The 26,854-nt window shown below is 39.5% G+C and carries 23 protein-coding genes and 5 tRNA genes; all 28 read left to right on the top strand.

Features of this window, described 5'->3' with window-relative positions; all coding sequences use genetic code 11:
• Positions 1-115: 115 nt before the first annotated feature.
• Positions 116-493, top strand: coding sequence for a response regulator (locus JW794_06355; protein ID MBN2017728.1), 378 nt, complete (start codon positions 116-118; stop codon positions 491-493).
• Positions 494-517: 24 nt separating this feature from the next.
• On the top strand, positions 518-1,264 hold the full coding sequence (locus tag JW794_06350; GenBank protein MBN2017727.1) for a DUF1566 domain-containing protein: 747 nt from the start codon (positions 518-520) through the stop codon (positions 1,262-1,264).
• Between the two features lie 2 nt (positions 1,265-1,266).
• Positions 1,267-2,424: a T9SS type A sorting domain-containing protein gene (locus tag JW794_06345; protein MBN2017726.1), complete on the top strand. Its 1,158-nt coding sequence runs from the start codon at positions 1,267-1,269 to the stop codon at positions 2,422-2,424.
• A 243-nt stretch (positions 2,425-2,667) separates the two neighbouring features.
• On the top strand, positions 2,668-4,869 hold the full coding sequence (locus tag JW794_06340; GenBank protein MBN2017725.1) for a T9SS type A sorting domain-containing protein: 2,202 nt from the start codon (positions 2,668-2,670) through the stop codon (positions 4,867-4,869).
• Positions 4,870-5,049: 180 nt separating this feature from the next.
• Positions 5,050-6,936 carry a protein translocase subunit SecD gene (gene secD / locus JW794_06335; protein ID MBN2017724.1) on the top strand — a complete coding sequence of 629 codons (1,887 nt, stop codon included), beginning with the start codon at positions 5,050-5,052 and terminating at the stop codon, positions 6,934-6,936.
• Positions 6,937-6,948: 12 nt separating this feature from the next.
• Positions 6,949-7,899, top strand: a complete 951-nt coding sequence (gene secF, locus JW794_06330) for a protein translocase subunit SecF (GenBank protein ID MBN2017723.1) — start codon at positions 6,949-6,951, stop codon at positions 7,897-7,899.
• A gap of 24 nt (positions 7,900-7,923) precedes the next feature.
• Positions 7,924-8,463: a 16S rRNA (guanine(966)-N(2))-methyltransferase RsmD gene (gene rsmD, locus JW794_06325; protein MBN2017722.1), complete on the top strand. Its 540-nt coding sequence runs from the start codon at positions 7,924-7,926 to the stop codon at positions 8,461-8,463.
• Positions 8,460-9,881, top strand: coding sequence for a cysteine--tRNA ligase (locus JW794_06320; GenBank protein ID MBN2017721.1), 1,422 nt, complete (start codon positions 8,460-8,462; stop codon positions 9,879-9,881). The genes rsmD and JW794_06320 overlap by 4 nt, the downstream gene beginning before the upstream one ends.
• Positions 9,882-10,053: 172 nt before the next feature.
• Positions 10,054-10,128 (top strand) — tRNA-Thr (locus JW794_06315).
• A gap of 13 nt (positions 10,129-10,141) precedes the next feature.
• A tRNA-Tyr gene (locus JW794_06310) sits at positions 10,142-10,226 on the top strand.
• 7 nt (positions 10,227-10,233) lie between these two features.
• Positions 10,234-10,310 (top strand) — tRNA-Gly (locus JW794_06305).
• Position 10,311: 1 nt separating this feature from the next.
• A tRNA-Thr gene (locus tag JW794_06300) sits at positions 10,312-10,387 on the top strand.
• Positions 10,388-10,414: 27 nt separating this feature from the next.
• Positions 10,415-11,605, top strand: a complete 1,191-nt coding sequence (tuf, locus tag JW794_06295) for an elongation factor Tu (GenBank protein ID MBN2017720.1) — start codon at positions 10,415-10,417, stop codon at positions 11,603-11,605.
• Between the two features lie 10 nt (positions 11,606-11,615).
• Positions 11,616-11,765: a 50S ribosomal protein L33 gene (rpmG, locus tag JW794_06290; protein ID MBN2017719.1), complete on the top strand. Its 150-nt coding sequence runs from the start codon at positions 11,616-11,618 to the stop codon at positions 11,763-11,765.
• 11 nt (positions 11,766-11,776) lie between these two features.
• Positions 11,777-11,852, top strand: a tRNA-Trp gene (locus JW794_06285).
• 22 nt (positions 11,853-11,874) lie between these two features.
• Positions 11,875-12,063 (top strand): preprotein translocase subunit SecE, encoded by a 189-nt coding sequence (secE, locus tag JW794_06280; GenBank protein MBN2017718.1) that lies wholly within the window; start codon positions 11,875-11,877, stop codon positions 12,061-12,063.
• Positions 12,063-12,593 carry a transcription termination/antitermination factor NusG gene (gene nusG / locus JW794_06275; protein ID MBN2017717.1) on the top strand — a complete coding sequence of 177 codons (531 nt, stop codon included), beginning with the start codon at positions 12,063-12,065 and terminating at the stop codon, positions 12,591-12,593. The genes secE and nusG overlap by 1 nt, the downstream gene beginning before the upstream one ends.
• A gap of 14 nt (positions 12,594-12,607) precedes the next feature.
• Positions 12,608-13,033, top strand: a complete 426-nt coding sequence (gene rplK / locus JW794_06270; protein MBN2017716.1) for a 50S ribosomal protein L11 — start codon at positions 12,608-12,610, stop codon at positions 13,031-13,033.
• 21 nt (positions 13,034-13,054) lie between these two features.
• The gene (locus JW794_06265; GenBank protein MBN2017715.1) at positions 13,055-13,765 is read left to right on the top strand and encodes a 50S ribosomal protein L1; all 711 of its coding nucleotides are present in this window, start codon (positions 13,055-13,057) and stop codon (positions 13,763-13,765) included.
• 8 nt (positions 13,766-13,773) lie between these two features.
• Positions 13,774-14,316 carry a 50S ribosomal protein L10 gene (locus JW794_06260; GenBank protein MBN2017714.1) on the top strand — a complete coding sequence of 181 codons (543 nt, stop codon included), beginning with the start codon at positions 13,774-13,776 and terminating at the stop codon, positions 14,314-14,316.
• A gap of 69 nt (positions 14,317-14,385) precedes the next feature.
• Positions 14,386-14,772: a 50S ribosomal protein L7/L12 gene (rplL, locus tag JW794_06255; protein MBN2017713.1), complete on the top strand. Its 387-nt coding sequence runs from the start codon at positions 14,386-14,388 to the stop codon at positions 14,770-14,772.
• A 91-nt stretch (positions 14,773-14,863) separates the two neighbouring features.
• Positions 14,864-18,682, top strand: a complete 3,819-nt coding sequence (gene rpoB, locus JW794_06250; GenBank protein MBN2017712.1) for a DNA-directed RNA polymerase subunit beta — start codon at positions 14,864-14,866, stop codon at positions 18,680-18,682.
• A 24-nt stretch (positions 18,683-18,706) separates the two neighbouring features.
• On the top strand, positions 18,707-22,894 hold the full coding sequence (rpoC, locus tag JW794_06245; protein MBN2017711.1) for a DNA-directed RNA polymerase subunit beta': 4,188 nt from the start codon (positions 18,707-18,709) through the stop codon (positions 22,892-22,894).
• Positions 22,895-23,275 carry a 30S ribosomal protein S12 gene (locus JW794_06240; GenBank protein MBN2017710.1) on the top strand — a complete coding sequence of 127 codons (381 nt, stop codon included), beginning with the start codon at positions 22,895-22,897 and terminating at the stop codon, positions 23,273-23,275. It abuts the gene before it with no gap.
• A 9-nt stretch (positions 23,276-23,284) separates the two neighbouring features.
• Positions 23,285-23,755, top strand: a complete 471-nt coding sequence (rpsG, locus tag JW794_06235; GenBank protein ID MBN2017709.1) for a 30S ribosomal protein S7 — start codon at positions 23,285-23,287, stop codon at positions 23,753-23,755.
• Between the two features lie 2 nt (positions 23,756-23,757).
• Complete coding sequence (gene fusA, locus JW794_06230; protein ID MBN2017708.1) at positions 23,758-25,872, top strand: elongation factor G; 2,115 nt, start codon at positions 23,758-23,760, stop codon at positions 25,870-25,872.
• A 12-nt stretch (positions 25,873-25,884) separates the two neighbouring features.
• Positions 25,885-26,187 carry a 30S ribosomal protein S10 gene (gene rpsJ, locus JW794_06225; protein MBN2017707.1) on the top strand — a complete coding sequence of 101 codons (303 nt, stop codon included), beginning with the start codon at positions 25,885-25,887 and terminating at the stop codon, positions 26,185-26,187.
• 33 nt (positions 26,188-26,220) lie between these two features.
• Positions 26,221-26,850, top strand: a complete 630-nt coding sequence (rplC, locus tag JW794_06220) for a 50S ribosomal protein L3 (protein ID MBN2017706.1) — start codon at positions 26,221-26,223, stop codon at positions 26,848-26,850.
• Positions 26,851-26,854 lie beyond the last annotated feature (4 nt).

Raw genomic sequence — 26,854 nt, 5'->3', positions numbered from 1 at the left:
TAAACTTCCATAACTATAATATATAAGGGCAGTTAGCTGAATTATTACAGAATAGATATTAATAATTTCCAATTTTTTAACTATTTTGGCACAATTTATGCCTTTATATATTAGTATGATTGAAAAAAAATTTTTAATTCTCTTACTTGAAGATTCTGAATATCAGACAGAACAGATCATTGAATTTTTGAAAAAAGATACTCTATTGATACTTGCTGCCGAGACCATAAAGGAAGCAAAAAAAATACTGCATGATATGGGTAAGAACATTGATTTGCTGATCCTTGATCTTAAACTCCCAGATGGCAATGGACTAGATTTCTTAAGATTTGCTCGTAAATCTCATTTAACGATACCAGCAATAATCACGAGTGCGTATATTTCGGCTAATGTTCACAGAGATGGCGATAGGTTACAGGTGCATAATTATCTGGAAAAACCACTTAGCATGAATGCTCTTCAAAGTGAAGTAGACACGGTACTTTCCTCTTAAAAAAAATCATGATAAGGAGAAAAAATGAAAATAAACACAATCATCATAATATTGTTCAGTATACTATTTCTATCTGAAATGTATGCTGGAGAACTTGATTCACCCGGTAATCCGAGTCAGACAGAGTCCTATACACTTGAGGACATTTATAACCTGTTGAAAGACGGCACAACGGGTTCCATGAGTACTTTCACCGAACCAAGTTCGGGTCCTGGATCAACCGGGCATACACTCACCGAAGTATATGAAGCAGCTGATGAAGCTCTCAGCAAGATAATTCCGAAAACAGGACAAACAACTTCATATGCTACAGGTGATGACGGTGATTTAGAAAAAGGAATAGCATGGCCTTCACCACGCTTCACCGATAGTGAGGATGGAACTATAACTGATAATTTAACAGGACTTGTATGGCTCAAAAATGCAGAAACTTTTGGACTAAGATCTTGGACCGATGCATTAACTGATTGCTCGAATCTTGAAAGCGGGTTATATGGCTTGAGTGATGATTCATCAGCTGGAGATTGGCGTCTGCCTAATATTAGAGAATTATTTTCGCTCATTGATTTTGGAGCAAGTCACGATCCATATCCACCATTACCGAGTGGGCACCCTTTTTCAAATGTGCAATCTGAGGGCTACTGGTCAAGCACTTCATTAGCATTTAATTCAGATAATGCATGGATAGTTGCAATGAATGTTGGAGGATCAGCTACATTAGGAGATAAAACTCATTCTTTTGTTGTCTGGGCAGTTCGTGATAGGAATTAATTATGAAAAACTATAAAAATACTGGAATAACTATGCATTTACAAAAACTGAATAAAGAGTTATTAATTTTTACTCTTACAATATTATTAATGCTACTCTTTGTTTTTCCACTTTTTGCTCAAACCAGTAATATCGACGCAACAGACAAGTGGGCATGGGGAACCAACATCGGCTGGGTTAATTTTCGTTCCTCAAATGGCGGCGTTACTGTTTATGCTGATCATCTGGAAGGGTATACCTGGGCAGAAAATATTGGGTGGATAAGAATGGGAACATACACAGGAGGATCACCACACACATATCAGAATGACAGCAATATTGATTATGGTGTAAACCACGATGGCGCGGGTAATCTTTCCGGTTATGCTTGGAGTACCAATGCTGGTTGGATAAATTTTAATCCGACACATAGCCAGGTTACTATTAATATGACTACGGGCAGTTTTGATGGCTATGCCTGGGCAGAAAATATTGGTTGGATTCATTTTAAAAATACCTCTCCTGAATACAATTTGGTTTGTACAGATCCCACACTTCCGGTGGAACTTTGTACTTTCACTGCACAATTCATTGAGAACACACCAACCATTCACTGGTCGACTCAGTCTGAGACAGATAATATGGGTTGGTTCATCTGCCGGTATGATGAGAATGATTTTTCATCATCAGAAATAATTTCAGATATGATAGAAGGACACGGTACCACGACCCAACAGCAATTTTATACCTATGAAGATGATCTTGAGAATCCTGAAGTGGGGGATTGTTATTATTACTGGCTTGAATCAGTTGATTATGGTGGAATCATCAATCACTACGATAATGTAGCAATTCTCAGTATTCCAGATCATCACAATTCTGGTGGTAGCGGTATTGTTATTCCAGAGCGATTTGGTCTTCTGCAAAATGAACCCAATCCTGTAGTAAGTTCAACCCGAATTGCATTTAATCTTACAGAAACTGCACAGGTAGATCTTTCGGTCTACAACCTCAAAGGACAGCTCGTGAAAAAACTCTATTCCAGAGTAACATCCAAGCATACAGTCATGTGGTATGGTAAGGATGAGAGTGGTAATGAATTAGAGAATGGGGTGTATTTTTATCGATTATCGATTAATGGTAAGATATACGAAACAAGAAAGCTGATTTTATTGAGATAAGTAATAAGATACATAGAAAGTACCGGTGCAAATTACAGATTTGTAATGATACGACTGTAATAAACTAATAAACATACATCGATTAAGTTGGGAATTACTTGACAGACTTTGATGTGTCTTTTTTTAAATGTCCACCAAAGTGGAGGTAGCTTATATAAAAACTTGTTAACCTAACAGGTAACATTCATTAAGGCACACCAAATCTATAACTCAACTAAACCAGTCCACAGGAGGACTCTAATTATGTTTAAGAGATTTATACTCGTAAGTGCGTTTATTTCTTTATTTTCTGTTTACAATGCGGAAGTAATTAACGTACCGCTCGATTATACGACGATTCAGGAAGGGATCAATGCTTCGATTAATGGTGATACGGTTCTGGTACAACCAGGAACGTATATAGAGAATATTAATTTCAATGGGAAGAATATCACGCTGGGTTCATTGTTTCTTACAACCCAGGATACAAGTTACATTTCTGGGACTATCATAGATGGTAATGATAACGGGTTAGTTGTTATTTTTGAAAATGGTGAAAATTATGAAACAGTACTATGTGGTTTTACAATTCAAAGTGGATACTCCGATGATATTGGTGGTGGAATTTTATGTAGTAATTATTCGTCTCCAAAATTAATGAATCTAACTATCATTAGTAACTATGCTAAATATGGGGGAGGTATAGCATGTTATAATGCTTCACCAACTGTAGAGAATTCTTGCATCGTTAATAATGAAGCACAAATGTATGGTGGTGGAATCTATTGTTTAGATTCTTATAATATTGATTTTGTTAATATTACAGTATATAGTAACCGTTCTTTAGTAGGTGGTGGAATTTTCCTTGATTGTTCTAATTTAAATATGTACAATAGCCGAATCAATTATAACAAAGCGTATCAATCAGGTGGAGGATTTTATTGCAAGAATTCCAATCCAATATTAAATTATGTTAATATAACTAATAACAAAGCTACATTCAATGGTGCTGGATTATACATTTCTTCGAGTTCAAGTCCAATATTTTCTCCAGAAACAAGATGTAATATTTATTCGAATTCAATAAATGAAAGCAAGGGGTTCGGTGCTGACATATTTTGTCATAATAATGATACCATTCATGTATTCGTTGATCTTTTTACAGTTATCAATCCAACAGAATATTATATTTCACCTTTGGATAAAATTATTATTGAAATAAATCAAGCTGTCGAAGATAGTCTAATAAACTCAGATGTCTATGTTTCGGTTAATGGAAGTAATACAAACAGTGGCTTATACCCCGAAGAGCCGTTCAGAACGATAACATTTGCATTATCTAAGATATATTCAGACAGTATAAATATTAACACAATACATATTGAAGAAGGGATTTATAGTGATTCAACTAATGGCGAGATATTTCCAATCCAATGGAGTAGCTACGTTCATCTTAAAGGGAGTTCTCTTGATGGTACAATACTTGATGCAAGTCAAAATCATTCAAGCGTTATAGAATTCAATTTTGTCAGGGATGCTTTAGTTCAAAATGTCACAATTACTGGTGGGCGTTCTAATCGGGGGGGGGGATTTTATTGTTATGATTCGAAGATTACTATTGAAAACATTAAAATTATTAATAATATTGCAACTACTGGTGGTGGTATTTATTGCGATAATTGTTTGCTAAGTATAATTAAAACTCAAATTTCTTCAAATATGTGTCCGGATCGTGGGGGTGGTATTTTTTCTTCACATTCAGATATCACATTGTCAGAAGTGACCATTGATAATTGCTTTGGAGGAGGAATATATTTTGGAAATGAAAATTACTCACTCACAATTGATAATACGATTATTACAAATAATTTATGTCGGTATGGTCTTCAGGTTACTGGTGGAAATGCTGACGTAGGTTATTCTAATTTTTGGAATAATGAAGCTGGTAACTTTTACGGCTTGAATGATTCAATCGGACTTAATGTTACAACAAATGCAAATGGTGATTCATGCGATGCATTCTACAATATCCAGATGGATCCGATGTTCGTCGATCCTGCAAACAATGATTATCATCTTCAATGGGGCTCGCCCTGCATCGATGCTGGCGATCCGAATTCTCCTCTTGATTCGGATAGCACGATTGCAGATATGGGTGCCTATTATTATGATCAGTCAATGGGAATTGGACCTGATCCGCAATATCACCAGATGACATTGATCAACTATCCCAATCCATTTCAAGGATCAACAATAATATCGTTTTCAATACCACAAGCAACAAAAGTGAAATTACAGATCTATAATATACTAGGACAGCTTGTAGAGCAAATACTCAACGATGACCTACAGTCAGGAGAAGGCTCGATTGAGTGGAATTCCGGGGATTATCCATCGGGAGTTTATTTCTATAAGCTGAGTACTCCTCAAACTTCATTGATCAACAAAATGGTGATTATGAAGTAACATTAGGGAAAGACCTTGCGATGGGAGTCGTGCCTTCCGCATAAAACCATTCGCAAGGTCTTCTTATTTTAGGAGAGAATATAAGGCGAATTTTTTGTTATACTTGACTTAAAATTCACCAATAAAAAAATGCAACAAATTTTTCATAAAAATAATTTACGTATATGAAAGGGTTTCCTCATGAAGAAAAACTGGTTTAGAACGACGATCATTATCGTTGTTTTCCTTGTTACGATCTACTATCTTTTACCACTCATTGCGAAAAATGAATATGCGATCGTCAACATCGACGTCTATGATCAGAACCAAAACCTGATCTATGAAATAAATGAACATGAGTATAAGATCGGGAGTAATCTGTTCGGTCAGGAGTTTGAAGATCAGATAACAATGACGGAACTGCATGACACATTGACTGTTTCCGGAAGGTTGCCTGACTACATGCTCAGATCGATTGAAGGTGATATTGATTTCACAAAGGATCAGATCATTAAAGCTGAACTTGTTGAAAAAACCTCGAGGGTAGAATTGCCTTCATGGTTCAGCAGTAAAGAGCTTAAGCTCGGTCTTGACCTGCAGGGCGGCATGCACCTTGTTCTTGAAGTTGAGACTGAAGGACTTCCAACAGAAACTGCTGATAATGCTGTGAAGAGCGCTCAGCAGATCATCACAAACCGTATCGACCAGTTTGGTGTGGCAGAACCTACTATTCAGAAGATTGGGAATAAAAGAATCCTTGTTCAGCTTCCCGGACTTCGTGATGCAGGAAGAGCAAAAGAACTCATCGGAAAGACAGCATTGCTTGAATTCCAGCTTGTTGCCAATACGCAGGACATCAGAAATGCTGTTGAAGCAATCGATGAATATCTCAAGAGCAATTATGATAAATATGCATATCTGAAAAAAGTTGAGGTTGAAAAGGAGAGTGCGGTTGAAGAAGCACTTTTCGAGGGCGAAGAAGCAGATTCTCTTGCAGATTCAACAGCTGCAGCAGTTGAAGAAGAAACATCACACGATCATCTCTTTTCAAGTCTGGTTGCCGTTTATGGACAGCGCTTGATCGTTCGTCCCGAAAACCTTGAGCTTTTCAGAAAGGTAATAAATTTGCCTGAAGTACAAGAAGTCATGCCCGAAGGTGTGGTCATTCTTCTTGGTAAAGTTGATGAAGATAATATTATGGGAGCTCGACCAGTTTATTTCTTGTATGATACTGTCGAACTCACAGGGACACATCTAAAGACTGCAGATGTTCGTATAGGGCAGGGAATGGATCCCAAGATAGCAAATAAGCCCTACGTGAGTTTGCAGCTCGATAATGAAGGTTCGCGCATTTTTGCTAATGTGACCGGTAATCATATCAATGAACAGCTTGCAATTGTACTGGACAATGTCGTTCATTCTGCACCGGTGATCAATGATAAGATCAGAGATGGAAACGCAATGATAACAGGCATTGGTGAGATGGAAGAAGCAAAAGACCTGGCAATCGTCCTGAATGCAGGTAATCTTCCTGCTCCCGTTAATATCGTTGAAGAGCGAACGGTTGGACCAACACTCGGTTCTGACTCCATTCGCGCAGGTTTCAAAGCTGCCATACTCGGTCTCGTGATCGTAATGATCTTTATGATCTTGTATTATAAGGTATCAGGTGTAATTGCTAATATTGCCCTTCTCGGGAACGTTCTCATTATCCTTGCTGTTCTTACAATGCTCAATGCAAGTTTGACCATGCCGGGTATAGCAGGTATCATCCTCACAATTGGTATGGCAGTTGATGCGAACGTGCTTATTTTTGAGAGAATACGTGAAGAATTGCGAGCTGGCAAAACGGTTCGGACTGCAATTGATAACGGCTATAAGCGAGCGGTTATCACGATTGCTGATGCGAACATCACAACACTTATTACTGCGGTTGTGCTCTATCAGTTCGGGACCGGTCCTATCAGAGGTTTTGCTGTTACGTTGAGTATTGGTATCCTTGCATCGATGTTCACTGCAATCGTTGTCACGAAAGCCATTTTTGATGGTGTGATTACACGAAAGCCCAGAAAAAGCCTAAGTATTTAAGAGGAGATCAACATGAATTTCTTAACAAATACCCATATAGATTTTATCAGTAAGCGTAAGATTGCTTTCATCATTTCAGGACTGCTTATCCTTGCAGGTATCGTATCCTGGATCATTCATGGCGGACCTCAATACGGCATTGACTTCACGGGTGGAACGCTTTTTGAATTTGATTTCACTCCTGATACACAGGATACTCCCCCGGTTGAAATCCAGCAAGTCCGAGATGTTCTCGGTTCAGAAGGTTTCAGTGATGCAGTCATACAGGAATTTGGAAATCCGAATATTATTTTGATCAAGATCAAAGCGAGTGAAAACCCCAAGGAGGATGAAGAAAAACTGTTATCTGTTCTGCGATCTAATTTTTCAAAATATGCTGGCAACAAAACAGAGATTGATTTCCTGAGAAGAAGTGAGCATGTCGGGTCAAAAGTTGGTGAAGAATTGCGCGGGAAAGCTGTCATTGCCATCTTGCTTGCCCTGCTTGGTATCATTATTTACATCTGGTGGAGATTTGAACTGACCTTTGGTTTAGCTGCTGTGCTTGCACTTTTTCATGACGTTATAATAACAATAGGACTTCTATCAATCTTTAATATTGAGATAACGATCAGTGTCATCGCTGCACTTCTTGCGATCGTCGGTTATTCACTCAATGATACGATCGTGCTGTTCGTCCGTATTAGAGAGGATTTGAAGATATACAGAAAAGAGAATTATGACTCTGTGATCAATCACAGTATTAATGATGTCCTTTCACGAACAGTTATTACCTCTTTCACAACTTTGATTGTTGTTGTAATCCTATTCTTCTTTGGTGGAGAAGGTATTCGTGCTTTCTCGACGACCTTGCTGATCGGTGTTATCATCGGTACTTATTCCTCGATCTTTATTGCCAGTCCCGTTCTTGTTGCCTATAGAAATTGGAAAACAAAGCATTCAGAGAGGAAACATCGCAGATAATCTGTAATTGTAACTGATAGAACCGTGCAAATTATAGCAGGTACTCATAAAGGGCGCACAATCGACGTTCCAAAATATTCGGTAAGACCGACAATGGACAGGGTGCGGGAATCGCTATTTGCAATTATCCGAGATGAGATTGAAGGAGTAGATGTTCTTGACCTTTTTGCCGGCAGCGGCAGTTTAGGATTGGAAGCACTCAGTGAAGGAGCCAGGTGGTGTGATTTTGTCGAGAAATCGTTCAAGGTTGGTAAAGTACTTCAAAAAAATATTCAATCTCTTGGTTTTGATGATGTAACATATATCCATTTAAGTTCTGTGTTGAGTTATATAAAAAATTGCAAAAAAGTCTATGATCTCATTTTTTTTGACCCGCCATATAAACAGGAAGTAGCAGAGAAAGTAATTGAAGCAATTTATATAAATCGAATATTGAATGATGATGGATTGATCATTGCTGAAACCAGAAAAAGAGAAGATATCACACGATTTTCTGAGTACATTGTAAAAGAAAAGATATACGGTGAAACGAAGATTACAATATTGCGGAAAGGAGCTGCATGAGTCTTAAATTATATAATACGATGACTCGTAAAAAAGATGAATTCAAACCTATAAAAAAAGATGAAGTCGGGCTCTATACCTGCGGACTGACCGTATATAATTATGCGCACATTGGGAATCTGCGCACCTATATTTTTGAAGATATCCTTAAACGTGTACTCATGTATGATGGCTATAAGGTCACGCATGTGATGAATATAACTGATATCGGACACCTCACCTCTGATGCGGATACCGGTGAAGACAAGATGGTCAAGGAAGCAAAAAAGGAAGGAAAGACTGTCTGGGAGATTGCTGATCATTACACAAAGGCATTCGAGAGTGACCTTAAAAAACTCAATGTCATACCACCGAATTATCATGTCAAAGCAACTGCTCATATCCAGCAGATGATCGATTTGATAAAACGTCTTGAGGATAGGGGATATACCTATATTGCTGACGGTAATGTTTATTTTGATATTTCAAAATTTCCAGAATATGGCAAATTAGCCCGATTGGATGTAGAAAAACTCAAAGCAGGTGCCCGAATTGAAATTGATGCAGCAAAGAAGAATCCCTTCGATTTTGTTCTGTGGTTCACAAAATCAAAATTCGATGATCAGGAAATGAAGTGGGACAGTCCATGGGGAAGAGGGTATCCGGGTTGGCACGTCGAGTGTTCTGCAATATCCATGTGCTATCTTGGAGAAACCTTTGATATTCATTGCGGTGGTATAGACCATATTCCGGTGCATCATACAAATGAGATCGCACAGAGTGAAGCAGCCACTGGAAAGACGTGGGTCAAATACTGGTTACATGCGGAATTTCTCATTATGAATGAAGAGAAAATGAGTAAGTCAAAAGGTGGTTTTCTCACCTTAACAAAACTGGTTGAAATGGGATATTCTCCAATGGTTTATCGTTATTTCTGCCTGGGAGCTCATTACAGACAGCCGCTTACCTTCAGTGATGAAGCTATGGAAACGGCAAAATCTACTTATGACAGATTGATTAATATTATCATAGAAATCAAAAAGAATAGTAGTTTCAGTAAACCTAATGACGAATATATACAAGCCGTCAAGCATGAATTTTATGAGAAGATAAATAATGATCTTAATATGCCTGAAGCTCTTGCAGTATTGTGGAAAGTGCTTCGTGCGAACGAGATCGGTGATCGTGAAAAATATGAATTGATCAGAGAATTCGATAAGATTTTTGGGTTGCAGCTTGATAGAGCAGAGCAAATTCTTGAGCTAGAAGCAGAGCAAAAAGTAGATGTTGAATTAGTTGAAAAACTCATCAAAGAACGTGATGAAGCACGAAAGAATAAAGATTGGGCTCGCTCTGATGAAATACGAGATATTTTAGCAAAAATGGGAGTTGAAGTTCGGGATAGTGCAGAGGGTACTTTCTGGCGAATGAAATCATAACGAATTGAAAATTTTCGTACAAATATTGAAATATCTTTATTATCTTTATTAAATGAACCTGTTTATATATAAATAATATAAAAAAGTATAAAAAATTTGACAGTATTTTTGTCAACTCGGCAATCTGTATTTTCTGATTAATAGAGTGGTACAAAAGTGTATAAATCCAGTAGCCACCATAGCTCAGGGGTAGAGCAGGGGTTTTGTAAACCTCTGGTCGGGGGTTCAAATCCCTCTGGTGGCTCCAGAATTTTTTTAGTGGGGAGATACCCTAGCGGTCAAAGGGAGCAGACTGTAAATCTGCCGGCGAAGCCTTCGGAGGTTCAAATCCTTCTCTCCCCACCATCTTACAGCGGGAATAGCTCAGCTGGCTAGAGCATTAGCCTTCCAAGCTAAGGGTCGCGGGTTCGAACCCCGTTTCCCGCTCCATGCTCATGTAGCTCAGTCGGTAGAGCACATCCTTGGTAAGGATGAGGTCACCGGTTCAATCCCGGTCATGAGCTCCATAGAAATGTATAATATCAGGAGGATACATGGCAAAGGAAACTTATAAGAGAACAAAACCGCATGTTAATGTTGGAACCATCGGTCACATTGACCATGGAAAGACCACATTAACTGCAGCAATGACCCTTGTTCTTTCAAAAAAGGGGCAGGCATCTTATGTCTCTTTCGATCAGATCGATAATGCCCCAGAAGAGAAAGAACGTGGTATAACCATTGCAACAGCTCACGTTGAGTATGAAAGTGATAATCGTCATTACGCACATGTTGACTGTCCAGGTCATGCTGACTATATCAAAAACATGATTACCGGTGCTGCACAGATGGACGGAACAATCCTCGTCGTCAGTGCTGCTGATGGTGTCATGCCCCAGACAAGAGAACATATTCTTCTTGCAAAGCAAGTGAATGTGCCTTATGTTGTGGTTTATTTAAATAAGACAGATATGGTCGATGATCCTGAACTTATCGAATTAGTTGAACTCGAGGTCAGAGATCTTCTTAATGACTATGAATTCCCGGGAGACGAAGTCCCGATCATTCAGGGAAGTGCTCTTGAAGCATTAAATAATCCTGATGACCCAGAGAAGACAAAGTCAATCATCGAGCTTGTTACAGCACTTGATGAATATATTCCTCTTCCAGAGAGAAAGACTGATCAACCCTTCTTGATGCCTATTGAAGATATCTTCAGTATTCCCGGTCGTGGTACCGTGGCCACCGGAAGAATCGAACGTGGTGTCGTTAAAGTTGGTGACAAAGTCGAACGTGTTGGTATTCGTGAAACCCGTGAAATCGTTGTTACCGGTGTTGAAATGTTCAGAAAACTTCTTGATCGTGGTGAAGCTGGTGATAACGTTGGTGTGTTGCTTCGTGGTATTGCAAAAGACGAAATTGAACGTGGTATGGTTCTGGCAAAGCCAGGCAGTATTACACCTCACAAGAAATTCAAAGGCGAAACCTATATTTTGACCGCTGATGAAGGTGGAAGACATAAACCTTTCTTCTCTGGTTACAGACCTCAGTTCTATTTCAGAACGACTGACGTGACCGGTACACTTCATCTTCCAGAAGGAACAGACATGGTCATGCCCGGTGATAGAGTTATTATGGAAATTGAACTTTTAACTCCTATCGCAATGGAAAAAGGTCTTCGTTTCGCTATTCGTGAAGGTGGACGCACAGTTGGCGCTGGAGTAGTAACAGAGATAATCGAATAAGGGCAATGTAATGAGAATTTATATAAAACTCTCCTGTTCTGAATGTAAGTCACGTAACTATGTGACCATGAAGAACAAGCAAAAGCATCCCGATAAGTTGGAAACAAAAAAATTCTGTCCTGTTTGTAGAAAGCATACACTTCACAAAGAATCAAAATAATCTCAATGTGTAGGGCTGTAGCTTAATTGGCAAAGCGGCGGTCTCCAAAACCGAAGAGTGCGGGTTCAATTCCTGCCAGCCCTGCCATTATTTTTCTGGAAAGAAATTTATGTTTAAAAAAATCGGAAAATTCCTGAAAGAAGTTCGCCAGGAACTGAAAAATGTTGTCTGGCCAACAAAAGCAGACCTCAAAGAAGGTACGACTGTTGTTATTGCTTTCTCAATCATCCTGGGTATCTTTATCTGGATCATTGATAATATTTTCACACAGGTTGTAAATTTGGTGTTATTTAGATAATGGAAAAGAAATGGTATGTGCTCCACACCTATGTGGGCAAAGAAAAAAAGGTAAAAGAAGCACTCGAGAAATATCTTGAAGACAGTGATCTCAAAGATCTCTTTGGAGAAATCATTATTCCTTCTCATAAAACGTTCATTATCCGTGATGGAAAAAAGGTCGTTAAAGAGAAAAAGATTTTTCCAAATTATGTTCTTATAGAGATGGAAATGACTCCAGAAACCTATCAATTTGTGCTTCAACTTCCTGCAACGACCAAATTTCTTGGTGGAAATAAAACGCCAAATCCACTATCACAAAAAGAGGTGAACAGGATTCTTGGAGTGAAAAGGGATAAAGATTCTGTTACCAGCGAGATGAAGTTCATCGTTGGAGACCGCATTAAGATCATCGATGGTCCCTTTGACGATTTTGAAGGTTCAATTGAGAGAATTATCGAAGAAAAGGATAAACTTGTGGTGAATGTAACCGTATTTGGTCGCATCACTCCGGTCGAGGTCGGTTTCAATCAAGTAGAAAAGCTCGATTAAAGGTTATTATAACTATGGCAAAAAAAGTTTTAGCAAAAATCAAGATACAACTGCCTGCGGGACAGGCAACTCCTGCTCCACCCGTTGGACCAGCACTTGGTCAACACGGTGTGAATATAGGTGAGTTCTGCAAGCAGTTCAATGATAAGACAAAAGATCAACCGGGAATGATTATCCCTGCAGAGATCACTGTCTGGGGTGATAGAACATTCAGTTTTATCACTAAAACACCTCCTGCAGCAGTTTTGATTAAAAAGGAAGCCAGCCTTGCAAAAGGTTCCGGCGTACCTAATAGAGAAAAGATCGGTTCGATTACTGAAGAACAGGTCGAGAAGATCGCAAAGATCAAAATGCAGGATCTGAATGCAGCAGACCTTGAGGCAGCAAAGAAGATGGTTGCCGGTACTGCTCGCAGCATGGGCATCACCATTCAGCATTAGTGAAATAGAGGAGCATACTTCATGAAAAGAGGTAAGAAATATAATCAGAGTATAGAGAAGCTTGAAGCTGAAAAAGCATACGAATTCAATCAGTCTCTCGAAATACTCAAGGAAATAGCGAATAAGAACTTTGATGAAACCGTCGAGTTTCATGTCCGTTTGGGTGTCGATCCAAAGAAGGCAAATCAGATGGTTCGTGGAACAGTTGTGCTCCCGCATGGAACTGGTAAGGATGTAAAAGTCCTTGTCTTTGCAGAAGGTGATAAAGCTGATGAAGCAAAAGAAGCTGGTGCAGACTACGTTGGAATGGATGATCTTGCTGAAAAGATTCAAGGCGGCTGGACAGATTTTGATATCGCAATTGCCACACCTAATATGATGGGCAAGGTCGGTAAACTTGCACGAATTCTTGGCCCCAGAAAACTCATGCCGAATCCTAAAGCAGGTACCATCACAAATGATATTGCAAAAGCTGTTCAGGAATCAAAAGCAGGAAAAGTGGAATATCGTATTGATAAATTTGCAAACATTCACGTTCCCCTTGGTAAAGTATCTTTCGAAAAGGAAAAACTAGCAGAAAATGCTGAAGTACTCATGCGTGCAATCCTGAGAGACAAGCCGGCATCAGCAAAAGGTCGTTACGTCAAAAATGTCACCCTTTGTTCGACAATGAGCCCGGGCATCAAAATAGATTCTGTCGGTTACATAAAAGAAATTCAAGCGAATAAATAGGAATATATATGGAACAGAAAGCTGTAAATCCAAAAAATATTGAAAATGTTCAATTATTAAAAGAACGTTTGGATGAAGCAAAATCTATCGTACTTGTTGATTATAAGGGAATATCTGTTAAAGAAGATACAGACCTTCGAAGCAAGTTTAGAGAAAATAACGTTGATTACTTTGTTGCAAAAAATACACTTCTAAAGTTAGCCGCAAAAGACCTGTCTATTGAAGGTCTTGATGAATTCCTGGTTGGACCAACTGCAGTAGCAGTATCTAAAGAAGATGAAATAACTCCCCCGAAAATAATTTCTGATTTCAAGAAAAGTCTTCCTGAGGAAAAGAGTTTTTTCAATTTCAAAATAGGAGTCATCGACAACCAGCTTATGGATGTACACGAGCTCGAAAAAATCGTCGATCTTCCTTCAAAGCAGGAATTGCTTGCTAAGGTAGTTGGAGGCTTGAACGCACCTATCACTGGATTGGTCTATACTCTTAATAGTATTTTGCAAAAATTCGTTCTTGTTCTTAATGAGATCAAGAATAAAAAGCAATCATAAACGTATTTTACTTCAATTGATAAATTAGCCAGAAATAAATTATAATATGCTTAATTATAGGAGGATATAATGGCAGAAGGCAGCAAAAAAGATAAGATTATTGAGCTTGTTAAAGAACTCAACGTGATGGAACTCGCTGAGCTTGTAAAAGCACTCGAAGAAGAATTTGGTGTAACAGCTGCTGCACCAGTCGCTGCGGTTGCAGGACCAGCTCAAACGGAAACCGCAAAAGATGAAGAAGAAAAAACGGAATTTGACGTGATCCTCACCAATGCCGGTGCAAAGAAGATCCAGGTCATTAAAGTGGTACGTCAAATCACCAAACTTGGACTGAAAGAATCCAAAGCCCTTGTTGATGAAGCACCAAAACCAGTAGCAGAAGGTGTTTCCAAAGATGAAGCGCAGTCAATCAAAGAGAAGATCGAAGCTGAAGGTGGCTCTGTAGAGATTAAGTAAATAATGACGTGTTCGAAAACACATTTCATTCAAACATTGAGAGACTCTTCATTCTCACGAATGAAGATGTCTTTTGCTAAATAAGGAGCACATGAAGGAACGAAATAGTTTTTCTAAAATGGCTGATAGTCTTCACGGGTTTGAACTGCCCGATGTAGAGATCCCAAATCTGCTTACAATGCAGAAGGGTTCTTATGCAAAATTCCTGCAGAAAGATATTCTGCCGGAAAAAAGAGAAGAAATCGGCTTGCAGGAAGTATTTAATAATCATTTTCCTGTAGAGGATACGCAAGGTCAATTCCTGCTTGAGTTCATTCAATACAATGTTCTAAAAGAGAAATATACTCCTGATGAATGTATTGAAAGGAACTTAACCTACAGCTCTCCCTTAAAGGTTAAATTTCGTTTGACAACCTTTGAGAAAACAGTTGAAGGTGAACAGCAGAGGATCAAAAGCGTTAAAGAAAAAGACCTTTTCCTCGGTGAGATTCCAATGATCACCGATAGGGGAACCTTCATTATTAATGGTGAAGAACGCGTTATCATTAGCCAACTCCATCGTTCTCCCGGTGTAACGTTTACAAGCGAGACACATGGCAGTGGCAAAATGTTGTATAACGCAAAGGTCATTCCTGTGCAAGGATCATGGTTTCAGTTTCTTACAGATACTCAAGATGTCATTTACGTTCTCATTGATAAACGGCATAAAGTTCCTGTCACAACGATTCTTCGATGTCTGGGACTATCTGATAATAACTCAATAAGAAGCACGTTCTACACTTCTCAGGAACTCGATCTGACTAAGGATGAATTTACTGACAGAGTGTTATTTGCTGATATTATCGATAAGAAGAGTGGAGAGGTTATTGCTGAGGGAGGAGCGCTTCTCACTGAAGGTCTTGTAGATAAGATCATTACCGCTAAAGTTAAAAAGGTTAATGTAATTCATCAAAGCCAGGAAGATGAAAAAAGGATTATTGAAAGCACTCTTTCAAAAGATCCAACTGCAACCGAAGAAGAAGCATTGAAGTTCATCTATAACATCATTCGACCTGGCGAAGAACCACCAATCGACACTGCACGTGAATTGATAGAGCGAATCTTTTTCAATCCGAAAAGATATAGTCTTGGTGATGTTGGAAGATATAAACTGAATAGACGTCTTAATCTTAAAATTCCTATTGAAACCCAAATCCTTACTCAAGATGATTTCATTGCGATTATTAATGAAATGATCAGATTGTATAAAGGTATCAGTTCAACTGATGACATAGATCACCTTAGCAATCGTCGTGTAAGTGGTGTTGGTGAACTAGTCGCCAACCAGTTTTCTATTGGACTTTCCCGCGTTGCACGAATTGCTCGTGAGAGAATGACACTCAGTTCAAGCGAAGACGCTTCGGTGCTCGGTTTGGTAAATACCAATGCTCTCATGGCTGTTGTAAATTCTTTCTTCCTGACCGGTGAACTTTCACAGTTTATGGAACAGACTAATCCACTCGCTGCTATTACACATATGCGACGATTAAGTGCATTAGGACCCGGAGGTTTGACGCGAGAAAGAGCTGGATTTGAAGTTCGAGACGTGCACTATTCTCATTATGGTAGAATTTGTCCGATCGAAACACCCGAAGGACCAAATATCGGTCTGTTAACTTCTCCGGCAATTTACGCTCGGGTTAATGAATACGGATTCCTTGAAACACCCTATATCAAAGTTGAAAAGGGAAAAGTAACGAACAGGGTTGACTATCTTGATCCTACTCAGGAAGAGAATATGAAGATTGCTCAGGCAGGTATCGAAGTTGATAAAAATGGTAATATTGTTAATGAACGTGTCTTCTGTCTACAGGGTGGTGATTTTGTTCTTGTTCCTAAAAATGAGGTTGACTATATTGATTCCTCAAGGCAGCAGATCGTAAGTGTTTCTGCAGGTTTGATACCTTTCCTTGACCATGATGATGCGAATAGAGCACTCATGGGTTCTAATATGCAGCGACAAGCGGTACCACTCATTAAACCTCAACCTCCAATTGTCGCCACTGGTATTGAAAAACTCGTAGCTCAGGATTCGGAATTGGCCATAAAGGCACCATTTGACGCAACCGTAGAAAAGGCATCTTCTGAAGAAATAGTGCTGAAAAGGATTTTTAAAGAAGATGAAATTGAGACAATTTCTTCATTAGAAAATGAGCGCACATTTAAACTGAAAAAATTCCAGAGAACAAACCAGGAAACATGCATCAATCAACATCCGGAAGTTGTTGTCGGTCAGAAAGTAAAAGAAGGCGAACTAATTTCAGACGGTCCAGCTATTAAGAATAGTGAACTTGCCCTTGGTACAAATATGCTTGTTGCATTCATGCCGTGGTATGGTTATAACTATGAAGATGCAATAATCATCAGCGAAAAAGTTGCTCGCGAAGATGAGCTTACCTCCATTTATATTGAAGAGCTTGAGGTTCTGGTTCGCAGTACACGAGAAGGTGATGAAGAACTTACTGATGACATACCTAATGTCCCGAAGTTCGCTTTGAGAAACTTGGACTCAACCGGTGTTGTTCGGGTGGGTTCTCATGTAAAATCCGGCGACATTTTAGTTGGAAAGATTACACCTAAATCTTCAAATGTTGATCTGTCGCCAGAAGAGAAACTTATGCGTGCACTCTTTGGAGAACGAGCTGGTGACTTTTCTGATACTTCACTCAAAGCTAAACCAGGTATGGAAGGTGTCGTTGTTGATGTTAAGGTCTTCTCAAAAGCTGAAACTGATGAACTCTCTGAACAGGAAAAAGAAGAGAAACTTTCTAAACTTAAAAACAAATATGATAATGAAAACAAAAAGATCTATAAATTCCTCAAAGCAAAACTGACGGAACAGCTTATTGGTGAAACGGCATATAGAATAACTGAAGAAAAAACTGGAAGATTCTTTATTCCTCCCAATAAGAAAATTGATGATGAAGAATTGAAAAAGATTTCTTTCCGAAAATTGAACCTTGAAAATAAGCTTGTTGCTGACGAGAATAAAAATGAGTGGATCTACGAAAATATTATTGTCGATGTTAAGAATGCGTTAGATGAAAATGAGAATAATTACAAAAAGCATAAAGATCGTATCAAATATGGAGATGAGCTTCCTTCCGGTGTTCTGAAAATGGTTAAGATATTCATAGCCAAGAAACGCCAGGTTGAAGTTGGCGACAAAATGGCAGGGCGACATGGTAATAAAGGTGTTATTGCGAAGATCGCTCCCGTACAGGATATGCCTTTTATTGAAGATGGAACACCTGTTGATATTATTCTCAATCCTCTTGGCGTTCCCTCACGAATGAATATCGGTCAAATACTCGAAACTCACCTTGGTTGGGCTGCACGTGCGCTAGGTTATGATGCAGAAACTCCAGTATTCGATGGTGCTACGATCAATGAAATTACCGAGCAACTCAGCAAAGCAGATCTTTCAGAAGATGGAAAAGTTATTTTGTATGATGGAAAAAGTGGTGAAGCAATGCATCAGCGCGTCACTGTTGGTGTTATATATATGATGAAGTTGAACCATCTTGTAGTCGATAAAATGCATGCTCGATCCACCGGTCCTTATTCACTTGTAACGCAGCAACCTCTTGGAGGTAAAGCACAACACGGTGGCCAGAGACTTGGTGAAATGGAAGTCTGGGCATTGGAAGCTTATGGTGCATCACGCCTGTTGCAAGAGATGCTCACTGTAAAATCTGATGATGTCGATGGTAGAAATCAAACATACGAAGCTATAACAAAGGGTAAGGAACTACCCGATCCCGGTATTCCAGAATCCTTTAATGTGCTTGCAAGCGAGTTAAAGAGTCTCTGCCTGGACTTCGATCTGGGTTCGGATAAGTCTGAAAACTCGACAGCTAATAATAAGTAACACCCCAAACCATGAGGGTCATACATGATTAGAGAATTAAAAAGAGACAAAGTCGTTAAAGATTACGATTATGTAAGCATAAAGATCGCCTCTCCTGAGAAGATCAGAGATTGGTCTTACGGCGAGGTGACAAGACCTGAAACGATAAATTATCGAACACTCAAGCCGGAAAAGGACGGATTATTCTGCGAAAGAATTTTCGGACCTGAGAAAGACTACGAGTGTTCATGCGGAAAATATAAGAAATATCGTTTTAAGGGTTTGATCTGTGACCGTTGCGGTGTTGAAGTTACCTCTTCAAAAGTTCGTCGCCAGAGAATGGGACATATCGAACTTGCAGTACCTGTTGCACATATTTGGTTTGTAAAGCAAATACCGAGTCCGATTCAACTTTTACTCGACTTGAAATCAAAAGAATTAGATCGAGTTCTTTATTATGAATCTTATATTGTTCTCAATCCAGGTGCTTCGGAATACAATGTTGGTGATGTGATCGATGAAGAATCCTACCAGCATGCAAAAGAGAAGTATCCTACAGGATTCGAAGCTGAGATGGGAGCAGAACCGATCAGGCTGCTTCTATCAGAGATCGAACTCAATGATGAGGTAGATAAATTAAGAACTTCTATCAAGTTCGAAACAAAACAGGCAAAAGCAAAACTCATTAAGAAATTGAAAATCGTTGATGCTTTTCTCAATTCCGGGAACCGACCTGAATGGATGATCCTTGAAACAATCCCAGTTATGCCACCTGACCTCAGACCGCTTGTTTATCTTGAAGGTGGCAGTTTTGCAACTGCGGATTTCAACGATCTTTATAGACGTGTTATTACTCGTAACAACCGTTTGAAAGCTCTCATTGAAGGTCATGCACCTGAAGTCATCCTGAGAAATGAAAAGAGAATTCTCCAGGAAGCTGTCGATGCATTACTTGATAACAGCAGAAAATCAAGACCGGTTAAAGGACGAGGAAACAGACCCCTTAAGTCTTTGAGTGATCAACTTAAGGGAAAGAAGGGTCGTTTCCGTCAGAACCTTCTCGGTAAACGTGTCGATTATTCAGGTCGTTCTGTTATTGTTATTGGACCTGACCTTCAGCTCAATCAATGTGGCTTACCCAAGAAAATGGCGCTTGAACTTTTCAAGCCTTATATTATTGAACGAATTGAGAAATTCGAGGGTGTCAGTACAACCAAACAGGCAAAACGTCTCATGGAAGAGAAGAAGCCCGAAGTGTGGAAGATCCTTGAAGAAGTGATCAAAGATTATCCCGTTCTCCTGAACAGAGCACCTACACTTCACCGTTTGAGTATGCAGGCTTTCCTTCCTGTTCTTATCGAAGAAAAGGCAATTCAGCTGCATCCACTTTTGTGTTACCCTTTCAATGCTGACTTCGATGGTGACCAGATGGCTGTTCATATTCCTCTCTCTGGTGAAGCACAAATGGAAGCTCGGGCACTCATGACTCCAGTGAATAATATTCTTTCTCCTGCAAATGGAAAACCTGTTCTTATGGCGAGTCAGGACATTGTGCTTGGTGTATATTTTCTGACCACTGCTACATCAGAAGAACCCGATGATCCGAAAGCTCTTCCAAAATTCAATTCGACAAAAGAAGTATTAGTCGCTTATGAATTACAAGGCACAAAATCCTATCAAAAATATAGTGCTATTGATAAAGAAAAGGATATTGGATTGCATATCCATTCCTGGATTGAATACAAATGTAAACTTACTGGTAAAAGAATAATTACAACGGTTGGAAGAGTTGTCTTTAACCAAATTATTCCAGAAGATATCAGCTTTAAGAATTATAGTTTTGACAAAGGCAAGATCAACCAGCTAACATACGAAGTGTATGAGAAATATGGTGCTGAAAGAACTGCTTACTATCTCGATGATCTTAAAAATATTGGATTCCAGTATGCTACAAAATCAGGTACCACTTTCGGCATGGTCGATATTATCGTACCTCAACAGAAATCGAACATTCTTGAGAGTTCTGAAGATGAAGTGATCGAAATCCAGGAAGAATATGATACGGGTATTATTACTGAAAGCGAGCGTTATGACCGTTTAATCGACCAGTGGAAAATTGCAACTGAAGAGATCACTGATAGGATGATGGAAGAGCTGAAAGAAGACAGGCAGGGTTTCAACCCGATCTGGATTATGGCTGTTTCAGGTGCTCGTGGTGGTAGAGATCAGATCAAACAACTTGGTGCAATGAGAGGTTTGATGGAAAAACCTTCCAGAAAACTTACCGGTGAGATGGGTGAGATCATTGAAAATCCTATCAAATCCAACTTTAAGGAAGGTTTGAGTATTTTGGAATATTTCATATCAACACATGGTGCCCGAAAAGGTCTCGCTGATACTGCTCTGAAAACTGCTGATGCTGGTTATCTTACTCGAAGATTGGTAGATGTTGCTCAATCTGTTGTCATTTCGACTCATGACTGCGGAACCATGCAGGGTGTAGATATGACTGCCCTCAAGGAAGGTAATAAAACGATCGAGCCTTTAAGTGACAGGATCAAAGGAAGAACTGCCGTTGAAGAGGTTGTTGATCCGGTTAGCGGAGAGATCATTGTTGAAGCTGGTGAAACGATTTCCGATGATAAGGCAAATCTTATTCAGAAACATGGTATAAGAATTGTCAGGATCCGTTCAGTGCTTACTTGTGAAGCCGATAAAGGAATTTGTGCAAAATGCTACGGAAGAGACCTTTCAACAGGAAAACCCGTAACGATTGGAACACCAGTCGGTGTGATCGCAGCACAAAGTATAGGTGAACCTGGTACTCAGCTTACTCTTCGAACTTTCCATATTGGTGGTGCAGCAAGTACACTTGTGGAAAAAGCAGAAGTCAATGCAGAAAAAGACGGTATCGTCAAATATGATAGATTGGATTATGTCGTAGATAGAGATGACCAAAAGATCGCATCCAGTTATCAGGGTAAGATAAGAGTTATTGATCCCGAATCCAAAGAGGAACTCAGTCATTATAGTGTTGAATATGGTGCAACGATCTATGTATCTGAAGATCAGAAAGTTGTTAAAGATACCCTTCTCTTCAGCTGGGATAACTACAACACTCCTTTGATCTCGACTGTCAAAGGTACCGTTCATTATGATGACTTCATTGATGATGAAACATATAAAACTGAATTTAATGAGTTAACTGGTCGAACAGAAATAACGATTCTTGAATCACGCGATGTCGGTAAACAGGCACAGCTTATTATTGAAACTGATGATAAGAAGAAGATCCGTGTACCACTTCCTGCAGGACTTAATCTGGAAGTTGAAGAAGGGTCACGAGTATTTCCGGGAGAAATCCTTGGTAAAACCTCACGTGTCACAGTCAAACAGCGAGATATAACAGGTGGACTTCCGCGTGTTGTTGAACTTTTTGAAGCTCGGTCACCATCCAGTAAAGCAGTCATCACAGAGATCGATGGTGTGGTAAAGATCGGTAAACTTACCCGACTTGGAAGAAAAGTAACAATTTCATCAGAATCGACAGGTATTGATCAGGATTATACGATTCCGTATGGCCGCAGAATTATTGTGCACGAGGGTGATGTCGTAGAAAATGGTGATCCGCTATCAGATGGACCACTCGATCCGCATGATATTCTTACTGCAAAGGGTGTTGTTGCAACACAGGAATTCATTACTAATGAAATTCTTGAAATCTACCGTAAGCAGGGTGTGGACATCAATGATAAGCACATTCGTGTAATCGTCCGTCAGATGATGCAGAAAGTTAAGATTCTTGATCCGGGTGATACAATCTTCCTTGAAGGCGAGATCGTTGATAAACTACACGTAAAGAAAGTTAATATTGAAGTCGAGCAGGAAGGTGGAAAGGTTGCAACCTTTGAGCAGCTTCTTATGGGTATTACAAAATCTGCATTGATAACAGACAGCTTTATCTCAGCAGCATCATTCCAGAACACAACGAAAGTGCTGACAGAAGCATCGGTTTATGGAAAAGTGGATACCCTTGAAGGTCTAAAAGAGAGTGTAATTATTGGCCATAGAATTCCAGCTGGTACTGGTGCAAAATACTGGCGTAAGATGGTCAAAGAAACACTTGATGAAGAGTTGAGTCTTAAGAAAACTGTGGACGATCTCTTACCAAAAGCGACCATCCATCTCGAAGACGAAGATTTTGAAAACAATATACAGGAACAGGAGGCTTAAGTGCCTACAATTTCTCAACTTATAAGAAAGGGCAGGCAGAAGCAGAAAAAAGCCAAAAAGAATAAGGCTTTGCAGGGTTGTCCTCAAAAGAGAGGTGTGTGTACCCGCGTGTATACGACCACTCCCAAAAAACCCAACTCAGCACTGCGAAAAGTTGCCCGTGTGCGTCTTTCTAATGGGATTGAAGTAACAAGTTATATCCCAGGTGAAGGGCACAATCTTCAGGAACACTCCATCGTCCTCATCAGAGGGGGTCGTGTAAAAGATTTACCTGGTGTACGTTATCATGTTATCCGAGGTACTTTGGATGCAAGCGGAGTGGATAACCGAAAGAAGAGTCGTTCCAAATACGGAACAAAGAAAACCAAGAAATTAGGATAGTGGGTTTACATGTCTAGAAGAAAGAAAGCTCAAAAAAGGCAAATACTTCCCGATCCAAAATATGACGATATCGTCGTTGCGAAATTCATTAATCAGATGATGGTACGCGGAAAGAAGAGTCTTGCAGAACGTAAATTCTATCACGCTCTGGAGATCATACAGAAAAAGACACAGGAAGATCCCATCAAGGTTTTCAAACAAGCGCTTGAGAATGTAAAACCCAAGGTCGAAGTGAAAACCCGCAGGATCGGTGGTGCAAACTACCAGGTGCCAATGGAAGTCAGCAAAGAAAGACAGCAAGCTCTTGCTTTCAGATGGATTGTTAATTTTGCTCGTAAACGCCATGAGAAGACAATCGACGAGAAATTAGCCGGTGAACTTATCGCTGCATATAACAATGAAGGTTCATCGATTAAAAAACGCGAAGAAGTCTGGAGAATGGCAGAGGCAAACAAAGCATTTGCACACTTTAGAATTTAATTATGCAACAAAAACACTATGCGCTGAACGACATACGCAATATCGGGCTTATCGCTCATATTGACGCAGGAAAGACAACCGTCACAGAACGGATTTTGTTCTACACAGGCATAGTGCACCAAATGGGAGAAGTTCACGAAGGTACTGCTACAATGGATTGGATGGTACAGGAAAAGGAACGCGGCATCACGATAACTTCCGCTGCAACAACCTGTTACTGGAAAGATAATAGGATCAATATTATTGATACTCCAGGACATGTTGACTTCACCGTTGAAGTAGAGCGCTCACTGCGAGTACTCGATGGAGCAGTCGTCATCTTCTGCGGTGTTGGTGGTGTCGAACCGCAATCCGAGACAGTATGGCATCAAGCGGATAGATATCATATCCCGAGAATTGCCTTCATCAATAAATTGGATCGGATCGGTGCGGACTTTGATTATGCGGTCAAAACCATTCGAACAAAGCTCCAACCCAATGCATACCCGATACAACTTCCCATCATATATAACGATGAATTTATCGGTCTTATTAATCTTGTAGATAAAAGTGCATACATCTATGACAAAGATGACATGGGACTAGAATTTTCAAACGTTACTCTCGAAGATGATAGAATCGATGAAGATCTGATAGAGAACGTTGCGGAGAGTAGGGCGAAACTTATAGAAAAATTAGCTGAATTCGACGAAGTGTTGCTCCAAAAATATATCGATGAAGAGGAAATTACTGATAAAGATATTGATGTTTCATTGAGAAAAGTGACACTCTCATGCGAATTTGTACCCGTCCTCTGCGGAGCTGCACTCAGGAATAAAGGCATTCAGCCGCTCATCGATGCGATTGTGAAGTATCTTCCTTCACCTATTGATGTTCCGGAGATTGTTGCCGTTGACCAGGAAACTGGTGAAGAGAGGAAGATTAAGGTCGATGAATCTTTGCCTTTCTCATCTCTTGCATTCAAGATACAGGTGAATCCCTATGTCGGAAAGCTAACGTACCTGAGAGCATATTCAGGTAACATCAATAAGGGTGATCATGTGCTGAATGTCAATACCGGGAAAAAGGAAAGGATCACCAGGATCATGCACATGCATGCAAACAAGTCGGTCAATGTTGACTGCCTATGCGCTGGTGAGATCTCTGCTGTGGCTGGTTTGAATGAAACGGTATCTGGAGACAGCATAACTGCACTACATAATCCTGTTCTTCTTGAACGTATCAATTTTGCTGATCCAGTCATGTCTGTCGCGATCGAACCGAAAACAAAAGCAGATCAAGAAAATCTGAAAGATACCCTTCCACGACTTCTCGAGGAAGATCCAACGTATATTATTTCTGAAGATAAAGATACGGGGCAGACTCTTATTTACGGAATGGGGGAACTGCATCTTGATATCCTTGTAGATAGACTCAAACGTGAATTCAAGATCAATGTCAATGTTGGTAAACCTCGTGTCAATTACAAGGAAACGATCATTAATGAAGCTCATGGAGAAGCAAGGCTTTCGAGAAATATTGGTGATCATGGGCAGTTTGCAGAAGTTAAACTTCAGATCGAGCCATGTGCTGTAGAAGCAGATGAATCAAAGAGTAAGATCTTAGTAGAAAATCGAGCTTCTGAAGAGGATATTCCAAAAGAGTATTTTCAAGCATTGAAAACTGGTGTTCTTGAAGCAGCTTTAAGCGGTCCTTTGACCGGAAACAGAATGGAGAACATCAAAGTAACTGTTACCGGTGGCTCTTATAGCCCAGTAGATTCGTCTGAGATTTCATTTAAAATTGCAGGATCGATGGCATTTTCTCAAGCACTCCAACATGCCAAATTTGCATTGATGGAGCCGATCATGGACATCACGATTATCACCCCTGAGGAGTATATGGGAAATGTTATCAATGATCTTAACAGCCGTCGAGGCAAGATCTTAGAAGTGAAAGATAAGGATTCGATAAAGATATTAAACGGTTTGGTCCCATTAAGTGAAACCTTCGGATATACAACTGCTCTTCGATCTGCATCACAGGGAAGAGCATCCTATTCAATGGAATTCAAAGAGTATGAAATGGTACCTGAAAATATTTCAAATCAAATTATAAACAAAATGCGCGGTTATTAGAATTGAGGAGATATGAATAAGATAAGAATCAAATTAAAAGCGTATGATCATTTTCTGCTGGATAAATCTGTTGTGGAGATTATCAGAAATACAAAAGGAACCGGTGCAAAAATCGTCGGTCCTATTCCACTCCCCACCAGAAGAAGAATCTACACAGTTTTGCGTTCACCCCATGTTGATAAAAAGTCTCGGGAACAGTTCGAAATGAGAATTTATAAGAGAATTATTGACATAGAAAACCCAACCCCAAAAACAACGGACGCAATTAAGAATTTGAACATACCTGCTGGCGTTCATATTGAAATTAAAACCTAATCTATAGTCAACTATAAATTTTTAGGAGAAAAAATGTTAGGCATAATTGGTAAAAAGATTGGAATGACTCGATTGTTCACTGAGAATGGTGACTCGATCCCTGTTACGCTTATTAAAGCGGGTCCTTGCACGGTTACCAGTCATAAAACCAACGAGAATGATAATTATTCTGCACTTCAACTCGGTTTTGAAGATGTTCCTGAAAAGGAACTTAATAAGCCCCAGTTGGGACATTTCAAGAAAAACGATGTATCAGCATTCAAAGTCTTGAAAGAATTCAGAGTTAGAGATGATGTAATGAAAAATTATACTCTTGGTTCGGAAGTGAAAGTGAATATTTTCAATCCACGAGATAAAATTCATGTGACTGGAATCTCAAAAGGTAAAGGTTTTTCCGGTGTGATAAAGCGTCATAACTTTCATGGTAAGAGTGCAACGCACGGAACACATGAGATTTTCCGAGGAACAGGCTCTGTTGGTATGTGTGCAACCCCTTCGCGAATTCATCGTGGAAAGAAGATGCCCGGTCAATATGGAAATGAGAATGTAACAGTTAAAAATCTCGTAGTTTATAAAATTGATGAAGAGAGAAACCTTCTTATGGTTCGTGGCGCTGTCCCGGGTCACAGAAATAGTATCGTTTTCATTCAAAAAACGAAGTAAAGGT

It is taken from the genome of Candidatus Cloacimonadota bacterium (assembly GCA_016932035.1).
In the GTDB taxonomy this organism is placed as follows: Bacteria; Cloacimonadota; Cloacimonadia; order JGIOTU-2; family JGIOTU-2; genus Celaenobacter.
The sequence above is the reverse complement of the archived record's forward strand: the minus strand, read 5'-3'. Positions and strand labels throughout refer to the sequence as shown.

Bases quoted from the DNA above. Each gene is read 5' to 3' on its own strand.
- JW794_06355 (MBN2017728.1), top strand. From the start codon at position 116: ATGATTGAAAAAAAATTTTTAATTCTCTTACTTGAAGATTCTGAATAT.
- JW794_06350 (MBN2017727.1), top strand. From the start codon at position 518: ATGAAAATAAACACAATCATCATAATATTGTTCAGTATACTATTTCTA.
- JW794_06345 (MBN2017726.1), top strand. From the start codon at position 1,267: ATGAAAAACTATAAAAATACTGGAATAACTATGCATTTACAAAAACTG.
- JW794_06340 (MBN2017725.1), top strand. From the start codon at position 2,668: ATGTTTAAGAGATTTATACTCGTAAGTGCGTTTATTTCTTTATTTTCT.
- secD (MBN2017724.1), top strand. From the start codon at position 5,050: ATGAAGAAAAACTGGTTTAGAACGACGATCATTATCGTTGTTTTCCTT.
- secF (MBN2017723.1), top strand. From the start codon at position 6,949: ATGAATTTCTTAACAAATACCCATATAGATTTTATCAGTAAGCGTAAG.
- JW794_06320 (MBN2017721.1), top strand. From the start codon at position 8,460: ATGAGTCTTAAATTATATAATACGATGACTCGTAAAAAAGATGAATTC.
- tuf (MBN2017720.1), top strand. From the start codon at position 10,415: ATGGCAAAGGAAACTTATAAGAGAACAAAACCGCATGTTAATGTTGGA.
- rpmG (MBN2017719.1), top strand. From the start codon at position 11,616: ATGAGAATTTATATAAAACTCTCCTGTTCTGAATGTAAGTCACGTAAC.
- secE (MBN2017718.1), top strand. From the start codon at position 11,875: ATGTTTAAAAAAATCGGAAAATTCCTGAAAGAAGTTCGCCAGGAACTG.
- nusG (MBN2017717.1), top strand. From the start codon at position 12,063: ATGGAAAAGAAATGGTATGTGCTCCACACCTATGTGGGCAAAGAAAAA.
- rplK (MBN2017716.1), top strand. From the start codon at position 12,608: ATGGCAAAAAAAGTTTTAGCAAAAATCAAGATACAACTGCCTGCGGGA.
- JW794_06265 (MBN2017715.1), top strand. From the start codon at position 13,055: ATGAAAAGAGGTAAGAAATATAATCAGAGTATAGAGAAGCTTGAAGCT.
- JW794_06260 (MBN2017714.1), top strand. From the start codon at position 13,774: ATGGAACAGAAAGCTGTAAATCCAAAAAATATTGAAAATGTTCAATTA.
- rplL (MBN2017713.1), top strand. From the start codon at position 14,386: ATGGCAGAAGGCAGCAAAAAAGATAAGATTATTGAGCTTGTTAAAGAA.
- rpoB (MBN2017712.1), top strand. From the start codon at position 14,864: ATGAAGGAACGAAATAGTTTTTCTAAAATGGCTGATAGTCTTCACGGG.
- rpoC (MBN2017711.1), top strand. From the start codon at position 18,707: ATGATTAGAGAATTAAAAAGAGACAAAGTCGTTAAAGATTACGATTAT.
- rpsG (MBN2017709.1), top strand. From the start codon at position 23,285: ATGTCTAGAAGAAAGAAAGCTCAAAAAAGGCAAATACTTCCCGATCCA.
- fusA (MBN2017708.1), top strand. From the start codon at position 23,758: ATGCAACAAAAACACTATGCGCTGAACGACATACGCAATATCGGGCTT.
- rpsJ (MBN2017707.1), top strand. From the start codon at position 25,885: ATGAATAAGATAAGAATCAAATTAAAAGCGTATGATCATTTTCTGCTG.
- rplC (MBN2017706.1), top strand. From the start codon at position 26,221: ATGTTAGGCATAATTGGTAAAAAGATTGGAATGACTCGATTGTTCACT.